At 55.4% G+C, this 18241-nt stretch carries 15 protein-coding genes; 13 read left to right on the top strand and 2 right to left on the bottom strand.

Features of this window, described 5'->3' with window-relative positions:
• Positions 1-83: 83 nt before the first annotated feature.
• A complete protein-coding gene (locus EAH74_RS25860; protein ID WP_140682078.1) occupies positions 84-1157 on the bottom strand; it encodes a diguanylate cyclase in 1074 nt (357 codons plus the stop codon).
• 192 nt (positions 1158-1349) lie between these two features.
• Here EAH74_RS25860 and EAH74_RS25855 point away from each other — a divergent pair, with 192 nt between their 5' ends.
• From EAH74_RS25855 to hglS, 3 genes are all read left to right on the top strand, one after another.
• The gene (locus EAH74_RS25855) at positions 1350-2804 is read left to right on the top strand and encodes a flavin-containing monooxygenase (RefSeq protein WP_140682076.1); all 1455 of its coding nucleotides are present in this window, start codon (positions 1350-1352) and stop codon (positions 2802-2804) included.
• A 22-nt stretch (positions 2805-2826) separates the two neighbouring features.
• Positions 2827-3768: an alpha/beta fold hydrolase gene (locus EAH74_RS25850; RefSeq protein ID WP_140682074.1), complete on the top strand. Its 942-nt coding sequence runs from the start codon at positions 2827-2829 to the stop codon at positions 3766-3768.
• 276 nt (positions 3769-4044) lie between these two features.
• Positions 4045-5430, top strand: a complete 1386-nt coding sequence (gene hglS, locus EAH74_RS25840; RefSeq protein ID WP_140682072.1) for a 2-oxoadipate dioxygenase/decarboxylase HglS — start codon at positions 4045-4047, stop codon at positions 5428-5430.
• 156 nt (positions 5431-5586) lie between these two features.
• Here the strand turns inward: hglS and EAH74_RS25835 are convergent, their stop codons facing one another.
• A complete protein-coding gene (locus tag EAH74_RS25835) occupies positions 5587-6264 on the bottom strand; it encodes a type 1 glutamine amidotransferase domain-containing protein (RefSeq protein WP_140682070.1) in 678 nt (225 codons plus the stop codon).
• Between the two features lie 444 nt (positions 6265-6708).
• Here EAH74_RS25835 and EAH74_RS25830 point away from each other — a divergent pair, with 444 nt between their 5' ends.
• The 10 genes from EAH74_RS25830 to tnpB all read left to right on the top strand — a co-directional run.
• A complete protein-coding gene (locus tag EAH74_RS25830) occupies positions 6709-7224 on the top strand; it encodes an Hcp family type VI secretion system effector (protein ID WP_054051032.1) in 516 nt (171 codons plus the stop codon).
• A gap of 131 nt (positions 7225-7355) precedes the next feature.
• Positions 7356-9398: a type VI secretion system tip protein TssI/VgrG gene (gene tssI / locus EAH74_RS25825; protein ID WP_140682068.1), complete on the top strand. Its 2043-nt coding sequence runs from the start codon at positions 7356-7358 to the stop codon at positions 9396-9398.
• A complete protein-coding gene (locus EAH74_RS25820; RefSeq protein WP_140682066.1) occupies positions 9391-10290 on the top strand; it encodes a DUF4123 domain-containing protein in 900 nt (299 codons plus the stop codon). The genes tssI and EAH74_RS25820 overlap by 8 nt, the downstream gene beginning before the upstream one ends.
• Positions 10287-13607: a toxin VasX gene (locus tag EAH74_RS25815; protein ID WP_140682064.1), complete on the top strand. Its 3321-nt coding sequence runs from the start codon at positions 10287-10289 to the stop codon at positions 13605-13607. Before EAH74_RS25820 ends, EAH74_RS25815 begins: the two co-directional genes overlap by 4 nt.
• Positions 13577-14734, top strand: coding sequence for a DUF6708 domain-containing protein (locus EAH74_RS25810; RefSeq protein ID WP_345789609.1), 1158 nt, complete (start codon positions 13577-13579; stop codon positions 14732-14734). The genes EAH74_RS25815 and EAH74_RS25810 overlap by 31 nt, the downstream gene beginning before the upstream one ends.
• A 206-nt stretch (positions 14735-14940) precedes the next feature.
• Positions 14941-15171, top strand: coding sequence for a hypothetical protein (locus tag EAH74_RS25805; protein WP_140682062.1), 231 nt, complete (start codon positions 14941-14943; stop codon positions 15169-15171).
• A 162-nt stretch (positions 15172-15333) separates the two neighbouring features.
• Positions 15334-16386, top strand: coding sequence for a DUF6708 domain-containing protein (locus tag EAH74_RS33440; protein ID WP_240050563.1), 1053 nt, complete (start codon positions 15334-15336; stop codon positions 16384-16386).
• Positions 16387-16399: 13 nt separating this feature from the next.
• On the top strand, positions 16400-17449 hold the full coding sequence (locus tag EAH74_RS33435; protein WP_240050562.1) for a DUF6708 domain-containing protein: 1050 nt from the start codon (positions 16400-16402) through the stop codon (positions 17447-17449).
• A 78-nt stretch (positions 17450-17527) separates the two neighbouring features.
• Positions 17528-17827 carry a hypothetical protein gene (locus EAH74_RS25790; RefSeq protein WP_170206635.1) on the top strand — a complete coding sequence of 100 codons (300 nt, stop codon included), beginning with the start codon at positions 17528-17530 and terminating at the stop codon, positions 17825-17827.
• 200 nt (positions 17828-18027) lie between these two features.
• A partial coding sequence (gene tnpB, locus EAH74_RS25785; RefSeq protein WP_240050561.1) for an IS66 family insertion sequence element accessory protein TnpB occupies positions 18028-18241 on the top strand: 214 nt, incomplete at its 3' end.

The following is an 18241-nucleotide window of genomic DNA, read 5'->3' as shown; positions in this document are numbered from 1 at the left end:
GAATGCGACACTTGCAACGCGAAGAGCGGACGCGGAGCGTCCATGGCTGCATTCCCACGCAGGAGCGTGGGAACGATCACGGTTCACACCGAATCAAGTAGTTGATGATGCGGTTCGCCATCGCCGCAACAGATGACGCGGTTGCGACCGGTGGCTTTGGCTTCGTAGAGCGCCTGGTCGGCGTCGTTGAGCCACAGGGTTGCGTCGGTGTGTGCCGGGTTGAAGGCGGCCAGGCCGATGCTCAGGCTGACTGTCAGCGCCGGGCTCTGCTCATAGCCCAAGGTGGCGAAGCGATCACGCAGGGCATCCATGGCAACCGCAGCGCTCCTGAGCGGAAGGTCCGGGAGAATCACGCAGAACTCGTCGCCACCGTAGCGCCCGGCAACATCCGCCGCGCGCAGGTTCTGCTTGAGCATTTTGCTCAACTGACGCAGCACGATGTCCCCGGCAACGTGGCCGTAGGTGTCGTTGATGGATTTGAAATGGTCGATGTCGATCAGGGCAATCGCCCCGCCCTGCTGCTGACGTTTGCAACGCTGGAATTCGATCTCCAGTTGATCCTTCCAGGCGCCGTGGTTCAGCAGGCCGGTGAGGCTGTCGGTGCGGCTCAGGGCCAGCAATTCACGCTTTTGTCGGCCGAGGGTGTAGGCCTGGCGGAAGCAGATCCAGCCCAATGCCAGCGGATACAAACACATCAAGGGCAAACAGGCATACATCTGCAGTTGGCTGGTTTGCGGGACGAAGGCGGGGGAGAAAATCAGCAGTCCGACGCCCATCCCGAGAATCTGCGCCACGGTTCCCGCCAACAGGAAACGCAAACCGCCAATGGCCACATTGTTCATCGCCATCATGGCAAGGGTCGTCGCGCTGGGCAGCGGATTGAAGTGCATGGCTGCGACCCAAAAGCCGCCGAGAAAGGCGTCCACCAGCAGGTTGCGGTGTTCGGCGTGATAAGGCACTGGCGCGCGGCGCGCCCATTGATAAGCCAGGTGCGGCCAGAGTACGCCGTTGAACAGCATCGCCACCCAGATCCACGGTGCAGGGTTGAGTGGATACATCGCCGCGCTCACGAGCAACAGCCCCAAAGCCAAACCCAGGGTTCGCGATGTATAGAGCCTCCTGGCCAGTGAAAGTCCTTTTCCTCCCGTTTTTCCCATAGGAGCCTCTGCGCCACAGAACGGAACCTGAAAACACAGGGTTTCAAGTGTGGTGAGAGTCTATCAGGGCAACGGCAAATAGCCATCACCGGCTGGCGGTCTGAATACCAAGGCATAGCCACGAGGCGAGCGCTCAATGATTGGCTATAAATGAAAGGAGGGTTCGATCAATAACGATAAAAAAGGAGACCCATGCAAACCTTTCAAGTGTTGATCATCGGCAGCGGTTTTGGCGGCCAGTGCGCGGCGATCAATTTGCTCAAGGCAGGCATCGGCAATTTCCGCCTGCTGGAACGACGGGACTTTTTCGGCGGCACCTGGTGCCAAAACACCTACCCCGGTGCCGCGGTCGACGTGCCCTCGCCGCTCTATTCGCTGTCCTTCGCCCCCTACCGCTGGACGCAAATGTTCGCCGAGCAGGCCGAACTGCACCACTACACCCAGTACGTGGTGGAGCACTTCGGCCTGCGAGACAAGGTGGAACTGCAGGCCAATGTCGAGCGCATCGAATGGGACGACGACGGCAAACGCTGGGCGGTGCACACCGCCAGCAAAGGCACATTCCATGCGCAGTTCCTGATCAACGCCACCGGGCCGCTTAGCCAACCCGTGATTCCACACTTCGAGGGCCAGGAGCGGTTTCAGGGCAAGACTTTTCACACCAATAATTGGGATCACACCTACGATTACCGGCAAAAACGCGTGGCCATCGTTGGCAGCGGTGCCAGCGCGGCCCAGGTTATTCCGACGATTGCCCCGGACGTCGAGCATTTGCATGTGTTCCAGCGCACGCCGCACTGGGTATTGCCTCGGGCCGACCGCGCCTTTGGGCCTTTCCAGCGTTGGTTGCTGGGGCTCAAACCGGCCTTTAAGTTATTGCGCTGGATGATCTACTGGCAGTTTGAAACCCGGGTGATTGCCTTCAAATACTCACGGCCGGCAATCCGTCTGGTTCAGCAACACGCCCTGCGCTTTCTCAAACGGCAAGTGCCCGATCCGGAACTAAGGCGAAAACTGACGCCGGATTACGCAATCGGCTGCAAACGGATAATCATCTCAAGCACCCTGTACCCGGCACTCGGTCGCAGTAATGTGACGCTACACAGTCGCGAACAAGGCATCGCCGCCATCGATGAAACCGGCATCGTCACCCTGGACGGCCAACACATCGACCTGGACCTGATCGTCTGGTCCACCGGTTACGACGCCACCGACGGGGTGATTTCCTACCCGGTCACCGGCAAAAACGGCACACAACTCAGCGATTTTTGGGCCCAGTACCCGCGGGCCTATCTCGGCACCAGCCTGCCGGACTTCCCCAACCTGTTCATCGTTACCGGCCCCAACACGGGCATCGGCCACACCTCGGCGCTGTTCATCATCGAGTCTCAGATGAACTACATTCTCGATTGCATCCGCACGTTAAAAGAACAGGGTTTGCGCAGCATCGAAGTACGCCCCGAAGCAGAACGTACCTACACTGAAATGATTCACCGGGAGATGCAACGCACGGTATGGAAGTCCGGGGGTTGCCACAGTTGGTATCAAAGCAAGAGCGGTCATGTGATTGCGATGTTTCCGGGGTTCAGTTTCAGCTATCACCGGTTGACCAGAGCGCTGAAACCCGCCGATCACATTCTGTCCTGATCACGTAGAAGGAAGATGCCTGATGCTTTTGTTGGTTGTCGCACTCGCAGTTTTCGCGGCCTGGAGCTGGTTGAGTTACCCGGCCATCGGTTATTGGCTCTATGACTTGAACATGTCTGTAGAGGCGAAGCTGTATGGACTGCACAAAATTGTCGTGCCGATCGCCGAAATGACTGTTTCGACCTGGCAAGGCGGGCCGTACGAAGCGTCCAGCAGCGTGCTGATGCTCCATGGCTATAGCGCCGACAAAAATATCTGGCTGCGTTTTGCCCGGCACTTTGTCGGCAACTATCGGGTGATCATCCCCGACATCGCCGGCCATGGCGAAACCGGCTTCAAGGCGGGCGGCGGCTACGACATTCCCTTGCAGGCCAAGCGGATGATCCAGTTGCTCGATGTCTGCGGCGTCGAGAAAGTCCACGTGATCGGCAACTCGATGGGCGGTTACATGGCAGCATGGCTGGCGGCCACGTACCCCGACCGCATCGTTTCGGTGGCCCTGATCGACCCGGCAGGTGTCACCGCCCCCGAAGCCAGCGACCTGGAGCGGCATTTGGCCAAGGGCCACAACCCGTTCCTGATTCATTCACGGGAAGAATTCCAGCGCTTCTACGCCATGACCATGGCCGAACCGCCGTGGGTACCCAAGGTGGTGCTGGACGCCATCGCGCAACGCTATGAACAGAGTCGCGATGAGCTGGAAGAAATCTTCAACGACTTCCGTGCCAGCCCGCCGATGGAGCCGAAACTGCCCGACATCAAGTGCCAGGCGCTGTTGCTGTGGGGACACAAGGACCGCTTGATCGATGTCAGCAGCGTGGCGATCTGGAGCAAAGGCATCGCCGATCTGCGAGTGGAAGTCTGGGACCACACCGGCCATATGCCGATGGTGGAACAACCGACGAACACGGCGCGGTTGTATCGGGAATTTTTGGCATCGCTACGCTCTGAACTTCCGGTGTAGCAGCCAAACACCGCGCTCCTGTAGCAGCTGCCGAGCCTGCGAGGCTGCGTTCGGCTGCGCAGCAGTCGCAAACCCTGTATGCACGTTCCTCCTGACACACCACAGTGGCTGATTTCACGACTGCTTCGCAGCCGAACGCAGCCTCGCAGGCTCGGCAGCTGCTACAACCAGCAGTCCTTTGCAGAATGAAGTTCGTAAGATTCTTCGTTTGTCGGCGCCGCGCAAGGCTGCGATCTTTTCCCGCATCCTTTACGTCACCGCACCAGGAAGTTTTTTATGAGTCACCCGAACTTCGTCAGCCCTGATCTGATCCGTCAACGCTTCTCCAAAGCGATGTCCGACATGTACCGCGAAGAAGTGCCGCTGTACGGCGCGCTGATGGAACTGGTGGAACAGACCAACCGTCACGTGCTGGACAGCGATCCACAGATCGCCCGACAGTTGAACAGTACCGGTGAAATCCAGCGCCTGGACCTGGAGCGGCATGGCGCGATCCGAGTCGGCACCGCCGATGAACTGGCCACCCTCGCCCGGCTGTTTGCGGTGATGGGCATGCAACCGGTGGGTTATTACGACCTGACCCCGGCCGGCGTGCCGGTGCACTCCACGGCTTTTCGCGCGGTGCATGAGGCGGCGTTGCAGGTCAGCCCGTTCCGGGTGTTCACCTCCCTGCTGCGCCTGGAACTGATCGAAGACCTGGAACTGCGAGCGTTCGCCCAATCGGTGCTGGATAAGCGTTCGATCTTCACGCCCACCGCACTGACCCTCATCGACCGCGCCGAAACCCAGGGCGGCCTCACCGAACAGGAGGCCCATAACTTCGTCGAGCAAGCGCTGGAAACGTTCCGCTGGCACCACACCGCCACCGTGACCGCCGAGCAGTACCGCAAGCTCAGCGCCCAGCATCGCCTGATCGCCGACGTGGTGGCGTTCACCGGCCCGCATATCAACCACCTGACGCCGCGCACCCTGGACATCGACATCGTCCAGGCGCAAATGCCTGCCCACGGCATCACCCCCAAAGCGGTGATCGAAGGACCACCCCGCCGTCAGTGCCCGATCCTGCTGCGCCAGACCAGTTTCAAGGCCCTGGACGAGCCTGTCGCCTTCACCGATCAAACCGAGAATCGTGGCAGCCACAGCGCCCGTTTCGGCGAAATCGAGCAACGCGGCGCGGCGCTCACCCCCAAGGGCCGGGCGCTTTACGACCGTTTGCTCAACGCTGCCCGGGATGAATTGAAAGACTTCCCCAATGAGGCCAATGCCTCACGTTACAACGCGCTGATGGCGCAGCACTTTGCAGAATTCCCTGACACCGTTGAGGGCATGCGCCGAGAGGAACTGGCGTACTTTCGCTACTTCGTCACGGAAAAAGGGTTGGGAGCCGACGAGTTGAAATCGTGGTCGCTGGAGGATCTGCTCAGCGGCGGGTATTTGCGGGTTGAACCGTTGGTGTACGAAGATTTCCTGCCAGTCAGCGCAGCGGGGATTTTTCAGTCGAACCTGGGGGATGCGGCGCAAACCCACTATGGCGTGCAGTCGAACCGGCAGGTGTTCGAGAAGGCGCTGGGGCGATCGACGATTGATGAGTTGGCGTTGTATGCCGAGACGCAGCGGCGCTCGATCGAGGAATGTTTCGCCGCGTCGAGCCTCGCAGTCTGAGGCGTAGCACGAACCTGTAGCAGCTGGCGCAGCCTGCGTTCGGCTGCGCAGCAGTCGTTGTATCCGCCGCCGCGGTCTTTCAGACACACCGTGTTTGCCGGTTTTACGACTGCTTCGCAGCCGGACGCAGGCTGCGCCAGCTGCTACACGTCAGATTTAGTGGAGCTTCGCCAACAGTTCTTGTGCCGCTGCTTCAGAGGAAGCCGGATTCTGTCCGGTGATCAGCAATCCATCAGTGAGCACATAACTCGCCCAGTCAGCCCCCTTGGAATAGACACCCCCCTTCTCCTTAAGCATGTCCTCCACCAAAAACGGCACAACCTTCGTCAGTTGCACAGCTTCTTCCTCAGTGTTGGTAAACCCCGTCACGCGCTTGCCTTTGACCAGCGGCTGGCCGTCCGCGCCCTTGACGTGACGCAACACACCCGGGGCGTGGCAGACGGCCGCGACCGGTTTGCCTGCCTTGTAAAACGCCTCGATCAGAGCGATCGAAATTTTGTCTTCGGCCAAATCCCACAGCGGGCCATGGCCGCCCGGATAGAAAACCGCGTCGTAATCTTCAGCTCTCGCGCTGCTCAGCAGAGCGGTAGACGCCAACGCGGACTGGGCAGCGGAGTCTTTGCGAAAGCGCTCGGTGGCTGCGGTTTGCGCGTCGGGCTCGTCGCTTTTTGGGTCCAGCGGTGGTTGACCTCCCTTGGGCGAGGCCAGGGTCAACTGAGCGCCGGCGTCCTTGAAGGCGAAATACGGTGCGGCGAATTCCTCCAGCCAGAAGCCGGTTTTCCTACCCGTGTCACCCAATTGATCGTGTGACGTTAGAACCATCAGGATTTTCATGTCGTTCTCCTTGAGTTCGCAGATGTTCATTCATCTCGGCGCTGAGTTTGACCTCCACGCTACAGTGTTCGTTTCACCTGTCACCCTAGCGCTTCTGCTGCCGGTTTTCGACCAATGAGACGACTGGTCACCCGATGATGGCCAAGCGCCTTGATGCGCAAGAAGTTGCGCAATCAACGGTGCGAAAGCCCATCCCGGGGGGCTGATCGCCCGGCCTGTCAGGCGCCCCAGCCAAGTGCGCAAGAAGTTGCGCAGTACTGCGCAACTTCTTGCGCACATTCACAGGCGATCGCTGCCGAACATTCCCCACGCGGCCTAAAAAACCTCTCAACCAGCTGATTTATATAGCATTAACCGTTTCTGGCACGGACCTTGATAACAGTCAGGCACCCACCGGGCGATACCGCCTCCCGGGCACCCTAACTTTTAGCAAGGAGCACATCCATGGCTACACCAGCGTACATGTCCGTCACTGGCGAGAAACAAGGTCTGATCACTGCCGGCGCATTCACCGCCGACTCGGTTGGCAACACCTACCAGGAAGGTCACGAAGACCAGGTCATGGTTCAGGCTTTCAGCCACGACGTGATCATCCCGCGTGACCCACAGTCCGGCCAACCGACCGGTCAGCGCGTTCACAAGCCAGTCGTGATCACCAAGGTCTACGACAAGGCTTCGCCACTGCTGCAAGCCGCTCTGACCTCCGGCGAGCGCATGAGCGAAATCGTTATCCAGTGGTACCGCACTTCGGCTCAAGGTACCCAAGAGCACTACTACACCACCAAACTGGAAGACGCGATCATCGTCGCCATCAACAACAAAATGCACAACTGCCAGGATCCGTCGAACTCGCACTTCACGCACCTGGAAGAAGTGCAATTCACCTACCGCAAAATCACCTGGACCCACGAAGTATCCGGTACTTCGGGTTCCGATGACTGGCGTCAGCCGGTCGCCTAACTCAGGCCGACCGTCTCAAGCATCGGCCAGCTCTGCTGGTCGATGTTGTTTTCGCCCTTCCAGAATTTTGCGTCTGCTGATTCCTTTTTCCGGTCTTGGCGAACGCCGCAGCACTGCACGAGGAACAAGGGATGTTCGCGCCGGCCAATCAAACTCACTTTGCCCTGACCATCGAAGGTCTTTCCAGCGACTTCCAGGTTCTTTCCCTGCAAGGTCGGGAAGCCATCAGCCAGCCTTTTGTGTTTGAGGTGGAGCTGGTCAGTGAACAGCCGTCCCTGGACCTCGAAACGCTGCTGCACAAACCAGCCTTCTTGCAGCTCTCGCCTGACGGCAGCGGCATTCATGGCCAGATCTATCGCGCCGCCCAGGGTGATTCCGGCAAACGCCTGACCCGCTACGCGGTGACCCTGCGCCCGCACCTGTCTTACCTGGCGCACCGCACCAACCAACGCATCTTCCAGAACCTTAACGTGCCGAAAATCATCGGCAGCGTCCTCGAAGAGCACGGCATCCAAAGCAACGCCTACGAATTCAAAGTCGGGGCGATTTATCCCGAGCGCATTTACTGCGTTCAGTACGATGAATCGGACCTGCAGTTCATCCAGCGCCTGTGCGAGGAAGAAGGTATCCACTACCACTTTCAGCACAGCGCCACGGCCCACAAGCTGGTGTTCGGCGATGACCAGACGGTGTTCCCGAAACTCGCACCCGTGGCCTACCAGCAAGACTCCGGCATGGTCGCCAACGACCCGGTGATCAAGCGCTTCGACCTGCGCCTGGAAACCCGCACCAGCCGCAGCACCCGCCGCGACTACGACTTCGAAAAACCACGCCTGACCCTGGAAAGCGAGAACCGTGGCGACGCCCTGCCCGACCTCGAAGACTACGACTACCCCGGCCGCTTCATCGACCGCGAACGCGGCAAGCACCTGGCCAAACGCGCCCTCGAACGCCACCGCAGTGACTTCCAGCTCGCCGAAGGCAAAAGCGATCAGCCGTTGCTGGTCAGCGGCCATTTCCTGGCCCTGACCCAACACCCGAAAGCCAAATGGAATGACCTGTGGCTGCTGACCGAAATCCTCCACGAAGGCAAACAGCCGCAAGTGCTGGAAGAGTCGGTCACCAGCAGCACCACTAACCTGAAAGACGATTTCCACCAGGGCTACCGCAACCGCTTCCAGGCCACCCCGTGGGACGTGCCGAATCGCCCGCCGCTGACCCAGAAAAAGCCGCGCATCCTCGGCAGCCAAAGCGCCGTGGTCACCGGCCCAAAGGGTGAAGAGATCCACTGCGACCAATACGGCCGCGTCAAAGTGCAATTCCACTGGGACCGCGAAGGCCAGGCCGACGACAAGACCAGCTGCTGGCTGCGCGTCTCCTCCGCCTGGGCCGGCGCCCACTACGGCGGCATTGCTATCCCGCGGATCGGCATGGAAGTGCTGGTTTCGTTTTTGGAAGGCGACCCCGACCAACCGCTGATCAGCGGCTGCCTGTACCACAAGGAAAACGTCGTCCCGTACGCCCTGCCGGCGAACAAAACCCGCAGCACCTTCAAAACCCTGAGTTCCCCCGGTGGCGGCGGTTACAACGAACTGCGCATCGAAGACAAGAAAGGCCAGGAACAAATCTTCCTGCACGCCCAACGCGACTGGGACGAAAACGTCGAGCACGACCAGAAAATCCGCGTCGGCAACGAACGCCACGACACCGTCGAGCAAAACAGCTACAGCGAATTCAAGGCCGAAGAACACCACACCGTCTACGCCGACCGCAAAGTCGAAACGCGCGCCAACGACCATCTCACTGTGGGCGTCAACCAGCACATCAAAGTCGGCACCGGCCAGTTCATCGAAGCCGGTCAGGAAATCCACCTGAGCAGCGGCATGAAAGTCGTGCTCGAAGCCGGCAGCGAACTGACCCTAAAGGGCGGCGGCAGCTTCATCAAGATCGACAGCGGTGGCGTGACGCTGAGTGGGCCGGTGATCAATATGAACTCCGGTGGGAGTCCGGGAAATGGGACAGGTGCTGCGCCATTGATGCCGGGGCCGTTGAAACAGGCAGATGCGGATAAGGCCGGGCAATTGTTGGTGCCCGCACAGCGGCAAGCGTTGATGCAGAAGAAGCCAATCTGTGCGATCTGCGAGAAGGCCAAGCTGGAGGCGCAAAATGCTTAAGTCCAAGTGGCCGCTGGAAAATGGGTTGCCTCAAGGCCTGCCGTGGAATGGCACCGTCGGTTTGCTACTGGATGGTGTCAGCGTCGAGAAACTGCCTCAACACCTTTATCAATGGTCGGATAATCCGGTTTTCGAGCCACTCTACCTCGGTACCCCGTGGGCTGAATTGGGTGACGTTTCGCCGTGTCTGGTTCAGATAAAAGCGCAGAACAATCCCATCCTGGCAAAGTTTCTGGCTGAGCCCCGCCAGGAGTGGGGCTACCTGGTGTTCAGCGATCAACCCTGGGCACAAATGGTCGAGCACTTCCGCTGGCTGACCAGCGTCATGCACCCACAGGGTGAGGAAGTGCTACTACGCGTCGCTGATCCGGCCGTGGCCCATGCGCTGCTCGACTATAGCGAGAGCATCAAGGACCCCACCCTGTTTGGCCCTTGCTCGCAGATCGTCGGCGCCGACGCGGCGCTGGGCTGCTGGCACATCAACCAGCGCCCCGGCAAAGCCATCGAGCCGAACCACAGCAAACGCTACCGCTTGAGCGACGAGCAACTCAGCCAACTGGATGAAGTGAATTTTCGCAGCATCGTCCTGCGACTCGACGAACACATGCACGAATTCTTTCCGTCCTATCAGGCACAAGCGACGCCTCTGCAACGCTGGGAACACCTGCATGCATTGGCTTCGACTTCATATGATCGAGGCTTCAACACCGAGCTCGACATCACCCTCTATGCCAACATTCACGGGTTTCTCGGTGAGCGAGCGCTGGAGGAGCATCCGGACCTGGATGCGATACTCAAGACCCCGTCGGAACAAACGCCCGCTCAGCGACTCGAACAGGTCGCTGATATTGCCCAGGAACGGGCTGAAACCCTGTTAAGGAGCCAAGGATGACAACGCCCACATCGACCGGCAAAAGCCCGAACAACGTTGCAAAAAGCCGGGACGACGGCAAGTGTGCCCTGGGCGGCTGCCCGCTGATGAAGGCCAAGATCCAGCTCATCCCTCTGCGCTACGGTCTGGTCGAACGACTTGACCCATCCAGCGCATTGGCGATGCCGTACAAAACCACTTCACGCCCACTGGGCATTCGCTTGATCCGCGACGGCTGGCTCTACGTCATCGTCGACAAAAAACCTCAAGCGGTCATGCACGAATACCGAATCCAGAACGGCATCGTGACCCAACTGCTGTGGGAAAAAGGCGAAATCACCGCCAACAAACGCGAAAGCAACGTGGGCGAAGCCGTGCTGGTCTTCCCGCGTTTGAGCAAGCTCTACGTCAACTACTCCGAAGTGCAATGGACCGCCGCCAAATGCGCGCAGGTCATCAAGCACAAATCCGAGCGTGAATACTTCATGCAGGCAGTGGACCTGACCAAGGCTGATCCGGAGAAAGGCGCGGCTAATCTGTTGACGCCAAGTCAGGCGGAAAAATGGATTGCGGAAGTTGCGGAGCTGCCGAGTAAGGAACCGGCGGTTACGGGCGCCAAGCCAGAGGAAAGCCAGGACTATCTCTGGGAGCAAGCGTCGCACTTCAAGAAAACTCAGTTGGGCGCGCTCAAAAAGCAAGTCAAGGCAGAAAATGAGTGTGACCATCTGTACTTGGTCATACAGGATGATTTGGGCGTGCTCCGCGATCTCGCAGAGCATCAGGATTTGGTCACTGGCTGGATCAGTAACTGGAGTGACGCTGAAGCCAATCAAAAGAAGTATGTGTTTGGTTGCTACATCGAATCGTTGTACACCGTAACCGGCGAAACCATTCTGAATGCCGCCCAAGGCGACCCTCGTTTTGCCAAACTCAAGGACGAAACAAGCGAAGAGCAGCGGCAATCGATCGTTGACTACGTCAACGTTAAAAATCAAACCCAATATTCCGGTGCCGGTACGCATCGTGGGGCTATTGCAGCTTCAAAGTCGCGGATGCGTACGAGTCTTGGACCTTTGCATTCCAAGTACGAAGACCTGATCGAGACCATCGAAGACAACGCGGATGACGCGCTCGACGGCGCGAAAATGGGACAACAGGGCATCAACGATCTGATCGATCGGCCCGCTATGGAAGCCTTTCTGAAACAGCAACGCGCCCAACTCAGTCGTTGGAACAAACGTCTAGATCTGATCAGTGACGATCGCGCGAATCTGATCAGTGAAGAACGCTTCCAACGCTCAGCCTGGTATTTCGACCCCAAATTTGGCGATCAACTCGACACAACTCTCGCTACTGAATATGCCTGTATGAGAGACATTTGCCGGACAGATAAAGCGACTGAAAAGCTTGCCGATCTGATCGAGAAACATCCGGGTTTTACCGTACCAACCTTCTTCACATTGAGCTTGACTGATCAGAAGGACATGCACGCCAAGGTCACATCTTTCATCAAGTCCCTGCGCGATACCTATATGGTCAAGGACGACTATCAGGGTGCCCAAGCACTCAGCGGAAAATTTGGCAATTTGCTCACTCAGAATCTCGCAGCAGCAATGCAATTGAGTGAAAACGGCATTGTACTCGGTCAGTTGCGCAACACGGCGTATGAGCCGGCAAAGCAACTGCGCCTGGCAGGAGCGCTGGATGAGGCCATGCAAGCGCTACGCAGTGGCCAGCCGCTAGATCCAGCAAAAGTATTGCGCCGAATTCCTGGCTCGGCCTGGATAGATGTTCTTCGTGCCTTTGGTAAGGGCGGTATTACGTTGGAATTTGCCTCTGCGAATCAAATTGCCGCGTTCAAAGCTGATATGGCCAAACTGACAGATCTGCGCCAGCAAATGACTTCGCTGAAAAATCAGATTCGGCAAACCCTGGCTGATGAACGTAAAGGCCGGTCACCAAAAGGCGGTTACAAAACCTTGGTATCTCGCCGCAAAGCCATTCAACAAACTGTCGCTCCACTTGAAGGGCGGGTAGCTCAGGCCATGAGTCCTGTTGGTGACGGACCGGGTAAGGCTGCCTTCAAGATCAAAGGGCTTAACAATGCTCAGGTGCTTGAGTTTGAGCGGATGGCCGATGACTTTCGGCTCAAGCGTCCGTATAAAGGTTTGACTGGAGAAGTTTTCAAATCAGTGGGCGGCGATGTGTTTGCTTCGGCTGCATTTGTCATGCAAACGATAAATTTCTGCCAGGTTTTTATCGAAGCACGTTCTAAAGCAGTGTGGGATAGCGCAGATACCCTATCTTTCTTTAACGCCCTATTTTCTACGGTAGGAGGCGGTTTGGCTGCTGCACAGGGTATTGCCATTACAAGTCTTTCTGTCGCTATCAAAAATTACACAAGCGCCGCCGGCAAAATTAAATTGGCCGCTAAGCTAGGGAAAATCACCGGAGCATTGAGCCCATTTGCCTACATATTCAGTGCAGTTGCCGCAGGAACAGGTATGTATGGTGAAAAAGGATCGGCTGCCAAATGGACAGAGGCGCTACGTTCAGGGAATGGTGCCAAGTTGACAGGCGCCAGCATGACATTAGCTGGAGACTCTGGACAACTTGCGCTCAATGGATGGGCCTTCGCCAGGAGTGGCCAATCCATTTATGAGGCGTTTACCACCGTAAGTCAGGCACGTGCGCTGGTTTGGGTCAAAGCGGGTGGTCAACTGTTGAGCATTGCTGCCAAAGCCAACTTGATTGGCCTGGTGCTTACTGGTCTGCAATTGGGCGGAGAGTGGCTGTACAACCGAAACAACAAAACAGCTTTGGATACTTGGTTGCAAAAAGGCCCTTGGGGTAAGCAGAGCGCCAACCGCAGTCTGATTGAGGAGCGCCTGCTGCTTGCCGACATAACGGCAGCACCGCAGGTAGCGTTGCAGACGATAAACAACAAGGCTATGGCGGTACTGCGCATACCGGGAATCACGGCTCGAGAACTAAATGATGTAGAGTTTGGCGTGAGCGCTTACTGGCTGACAAACCACCAACGAAATGATTGGGAGGCATGGAGCGAGCCGCTGCTTTATCAATTCAACCTGCTCAGTGCTCCGGATGAACCGCTTAAATTAGGCATGGACATTTTCCAACACGAAGCCAACGCCCAACATGGTTTGGCTATCGTCCTGCGCTATCACCCCGTTGCTGGCGATAAATCCTTCCGAGAGAAACGCTTCGAAACTACGACGTTGAACGCGCAAAATGGCAAGCTATTTTCAGCTGTCTCTGTTTTAAAGTCGCGCAAAACCGATGCCCCATGGCTATTGGTCAACAGCGACTTCCTGTAGCTGCCCGACTCACCACTTTTCGGTTGAATTACATGTCATCCAAATCAACAAATAACGATGAATTTAATCTCAAGCATCAGCGCCCCGTCGCTGGCGAATCTCGACGTTTTACTACTGGCGAAGCAGTGTTTTTCTCGCCACTACCCGTCCCTACCGGCCAGATCCCAATGGATTTGGGGGGAAGCTTTCTTGATATCAACGACACTTACCTAGACGTAGGTAGCAGTAACGTCAATAAGGCATTCCAAACTAGGGTCATGATCGCAAGCAGCATGCTCATACTGATTGTGAGTTTGATAATCGGCCCCTTCATCGCCGGGCTAATGAGTTTTGGTGATCCCTATGGCAGAACATTTACACATATTTTCATAGAGTTTTTCCCCACCGGCGCTGCAATCGGCGCTTGGGGAGCAGCAGGAGCCACAATTTTGGGACTCTATGTTGTCATCAGCACTACTCTAGCCAAAGTCCGTACCCGCCCTATACGCTTCAATAGGCAACGCCGCGAAGTCTGTTTTTTTGCTAATGGGTCTGACGAACCGGTCATCCAACCGTGGGAAGAAATGGTGTCCTGGCTTTCTGTCAGTACGGGGGTAACTGGGGTCGGCGTCATGAGTACTTATACCTTTGGCATGGCATTTGACGACCCTAAAACTGATACCGTTCATTTTGTGAACCAGGGAGTAATGACTCCAGTTCATGGTTTGGGTAAATGGGAGGCGATACGTGTTTACATGGAAAAAGGGCCACAACACTGCCCCGGTAAAGCACCGTACGAAGGCCGCCATACATTTGATAAAGAGCACGGAGATATGCTTGAGGAGTACCAACACAACGAGCGCTCCGCGTTAGGTCTTGGCTGGTGGTATTTCACTCATGTAATCACTTTATGGCGCTTTCCGTACTGGGTCGCTGAATGGGACCACCGTTTCAGCATGAAATCTCTACCTGATTCCATTGCTGAGTGGTCAAAATCTATACCGACTGAGCAGTGGGCCAAGCCGAGCCATGAGTTGAAAGAGCAAAGCGCCAAGATCGAAAAGGCTTTTGCTCAGGGACAAGATTTCATGACGTACTTCAAGGCGAACCTAAATGAAATCAAGACAGAAGAATCGATAAATAATTGAATGGAAACGATGAGCCGCGTCCTTGATGCATAAATATAATCGACTACCTCATGCCGAAAAAAAGGGGACGGAAAAAAAGGGGACGGATTTATTTTCTACGTAATCTCGAAAATAAATCTGTCCCCTTTTAGTTCAATTGACAATGTGCGCCGTTCTCCGGCGACCCTGACGCAGGGTAATGAGCCACATCAGAAGGATGTTGTTTCGTGGAAAATATCAAGACTACAAGCCTGAATGAGCTGGCTCAAGAATTAAAAATCCTGGGAGTTCCTGAAGGTTATTACTCCATCGGGGTTAACAGGGATGTGCGAATCTGTATTATTTTTGATGGTGTAAAATGGGTCGTTTATTATTCTGAGCGAGGACGAATGGAGGACCTCAAAGAATTCTCGAGCTTTGCAGATGCAAAAATTGAGTTCCTAAAAAAGGTAAGTTAAAGCTCGCAACTATATTCAGCCCAAAATCAACTCATCAAACAAAGGGGACAGATTTATTTTCCACGCAATCACGAAAATAAATCCACCCTTTTTTGCGTCGTTTTAGTGCCCGAACTGATCGAACAACTTTAAATTTGACCGACATTAAGGCGGAGACTCTAAATGCCTGACAACAAGTACGATCGGTTACCCCATGCGGGTGACTTTGAGAGAAAGTCAGGCACCGAGGTAGTGTACTTATCTCCAAAACCAGTGCCTACGGGCATGCCTCCAATTAGCGCACGCCAACTGCATCGTAACGCAAATAAAACTATTCTGGACTTCGCTATAGGGCAAGGTAATTTTGAGTTTATGGCGCGAACCGGCATCGGCTCGATAATGCTAATCGTGACATTATTATTCTTTTTTTCAGGTTTCGCCTCTTGGATTAGAAGATTTCAAGAACCTTTTCTTAGTGCTTGGTTGAGTTTTTTCTTCAACCCCGTGCTGTGGTCGATTATCGGAGCGATCTCTTTAACGTATATTTATTTTTTCTTTCAGGCAGCCCGCCAAGTATCCGTTCACCCACCCATCCGTTTCAACCGAGAGCGTCGTGAAGTCGTTTTCATCCCAAAAAAAGGCGACACCCCGCGCTTTGTTCCATGGGAGGATGTCATTGCTTGCGTATCGGTGGGAAAACTTATTACTCAATATGCAGTGATGCCTGAATACAAATTACTGATTGGCTTAAGAGATGCCAATACCGGCGATGTATTGTGGTCTGTAATACCCAGTGGCAATTTGGGTCTTGCTGTTTCTGAGTGGGAGGCAATTCGTATATATATGGAGGAAGGGATGAGTGTTTTACCCCCAGATCAATCAGATGAGCTTGAGGAAGGAACTGTCGATTTTTTCCATTTGTGCCGTCGCAGCTATCGCGCAGATCACTCCTTGATACGCTACGTCTGGGGCTTTTTAACGATTCAGTTTTTCAGCGGTTGGACTTTGCCGTGCTACATCTCTGGTTCGGTCAACAACCGCCCCAAAGCTGCATTCCCTAGAAAAGTCCTAGAGTGGTCAAAACCTCTCCCCAGCGAGCAATACGCTATGCCGAGCGAAGCGTTACTCGAAGAAAGCGCCGAGATGCGGAAGGCCTTTGCCAAAGGTCAGAACCTGCTGGATTACTTCAAGGTGAAATTTGCAGAACCCACTCAAGAGCCCGAGTCCACCACCTGACGAGTCCTGTCCCTTGAAGAATAAAGACGATCGGTTGCCTAAGGCAGGCGATATCGAGAGAGAACCGGGTACTGAGACAGTCTATTTATCACCAATGCCGGTCCCTACCGGGGTGCTGCCTTTCAGTGCGCGCCAGCTGCACCGCTATGCCAATGAAGTTCTCTTAGACTTTGCCATTTCTCGAGGAAGCTTTGAGTTTATGGCCCGAGCAGGAATTGGGGCGGTGATGTTCCTGTTGATTTTTCTTTTTTTTACAACGGGGTTTGGGTCTTGGCTAAGAAGAGATGTAGAGCCGTTTTGGAGTAGTTGGCTGGATTTCTTTACAAGCATTGCGGTTTGGGGCTTTGTGGGAGCGCTTGCCACTCTTTACCTTTGCGTATTTTTCTTTGCAATTCGCCAAGCCAGCAATCAACCTCCCATACGCTTCAATCGCCAGCGTCGGGAAGTTGTTTTTGTTCCCAAGAAGGGAATGTCCCCTCGTTATGTGCCGTGGGAAGAGGTTATCGCGAGCGTTTCAGCTAGCAAGCTGATCACTCAATACGCTGTAATCCCCGAGTTTAAACTAATGATCGGACTTCGCGACAAAAATGGCGATGTGCTTTGGGTCAGTGTTCCAAGTGGAAATCTAAACCAAGCCATAGCTGAGTGGGAGGCCATACGTGTCTATATGGAGGAAGGGCCACAAGCGTTACCCATGGGGCAATCAGATGAATTCGAAGCAGGCTCAGTCGCGTATTTCCATATGTGTAGACAAGGATACCGTTCTCATCATTCATTCCTTCGGTATGTCTGGGGATTTTTGATAATTCAGTTTTGCAGTGGCTGGACGATACCTTGTTACATCGCAGCATGGATCAATAACCGCCCCAAAGCCGCCTTCCCTAAAGAAGTCCTGGTATGGTCAAGATCTCTCCCCCTCGAGCAACACGCTATGCCGAGCGAAGCGTTGCTCAAGGAGAGCGCCGAAATCCGGAAGGCCTTCGCCAAAGGCAAGAACCTGCTGGATTACTTCAAGGTGAAATTTGCCGAACCGGATAATGAGCCTGCAGTGGACGCGTCCTAGGCCGAACCCACAACCTGATGAGTCGGCCCCCTATTGGCCCTTCAACCAGCGCTTTCACCCCGGACAGGAGTCCCCCGAATGCCTTACCTCGATCTGCAAAACGCTGTTCAACGTGCCGGGTTCACCATCACTAATTACTTGGATCAACGAGCCTACTTCGGTTGTTGGTCGCTGACCGTCGAAGGTCATGGGCGCACCTATTTAATCGTCAACGAAGGTCGAGACGGTTGGCTGATGTTTTATCGCGCAGACGCGGCAGGGACAATGACTGAGTTAGACAAGAAAGAATTGGCCTGGATGGATGACGCCGATAAAGCAACGCAATGCCTGATCTGGCTTTCTCACAGCAGCCCCATAGTTCTGATTGGCCCAAGTTGATCGGTTACTGCTATGACGATGCTTACTTCCTGTTTTTTGAAGGCAAGGGTCATGGCCTGGGTGGGACAGCAGTACCGGCTGACGAAGCGAAAAAATCTAGTGGCTGGCGATATTCAGTAAGCGATCCACCGTACCCACATTCAAAGCCGCCAGTTGAAGCCTGATGCTGTGCTCTTGATCTCTTTCAGGAGCCCGCAACCATGATGCGTCCCGACGCCAAAGTCGAAAAAGTTTATCTGTACCCCAAACCCGTGGACTTCCGAAAATCCATCGACGGCCTGTCCGCCCTCGTCGAATTGGATATCAAGGTCGCGGTGTTCGATCCCGTGCTTTTCGTTTTTCTGAATCGCCACCGTAATCGAGTAAAAATCCTCTATTGGGAGCGCAACGGCTTTTGCCTTTGGCTCAAGCGCC

The organism is Pseudomonas mandelii (genome assembly GCF_006438925.1).
In the GTDB taxonomy this organism is placed as follows: Bacteria; Pseudomonadota; Gammaproteobacteria; order Pseudomonadales; family Pseudomonadaceae; genus Aquipseudomonas; species Aquipseudomonas mandelii_C.
The sequence above is the reverse complement of the archived record's forward strand: the minus strand, read 5'-3'. Positions and strand labels throughout refer to the sequence as shown.

Bases quoted from the DNA above. Each gene is read 5' to 3' on its own strand.
- EAH74_RS25860 (WP_140682078.1), bottom strand. From the start codon at position 1,157: ATGGGAAAAACGGGAGGAAAAGGACTTTCACTGGCCAGGAGGCTCTAT.
- EAH74_RS25855 (WP_140682076.1), top strand. From the start codon at position 1,350: ATGCAAACCTTTCAAGTGTTGATCATCGGCAGCGGTTTTGGCGGCCAG.
- EAH74_RS25850 (WP_140682074.1), top strand. From the start codon at position 2,827: ATGCTTTTGTTGGTTGTCGCACTCGCAGTTTTCGCGGCCTGGAGCTGG.
- hglS (WP_140682072.1), top strand. From the start codon at position 4,045: ATGAGTCACCCGAACTTCGTCAGCCCTGATCTGATCCGTCAACGCTTC.
- EAH74_RS25835 (WP_140682070.1), bottom strand. From the start codon at position 6,264: ATGAAAATCCTGATGGTTCTAACGTCACACGATCAATTGGGTGACACG.
- EAH74_RS25830 (WP_054051032.1), top strand. From the start codon at position 6,709: ATGGCTACACCAGCGTACATGTCCGTCACTGGCGAGAAACAAGGTCTG.
- tssI (WP_140682068.1), top strand. From the start codon at position 7,356: ATGTTCGCGCCGGCCAATCAAACTCACTTTGCCCTGACCATCGAAGGT.
- EAH74_RS25820 (WP_140682066.1), top strand. From the start codon at position 9,391: ATGCTTAAGTCCAAGTGGCCGCTGGAAAATGGGTTGCCTCAAGGCCTG.
- EAH74_RS25815 (WP_140682064.1), top strand. From the start codon at position 10,287: ATGACAACGCCCACATCGACCGGCAAAAGCCCGAACAACGTTGCAAAA.
- EAH74_RS25810 (WP_345789609.1), top strand. From the start codon at position 13,577: ATGGCTATTGGTCAACAGCGACTTCCTGTAGCTGCCCGACTCACCACT.
- EAH74_RS33440 (WP_240050563.1), top strand. From the start codon at position 15,334: ATGCCTGACAACAAGTACGATCGGTTACCCCATGCGGGTGACTTTGAG.
- EAH74_RS25790 (WP_170206635.1), top strand. From the start codon at position 17,528: ATGCCTTACCTCGATCTGCAAAACGCTGTTCAACGTGCCGGGTTCACC.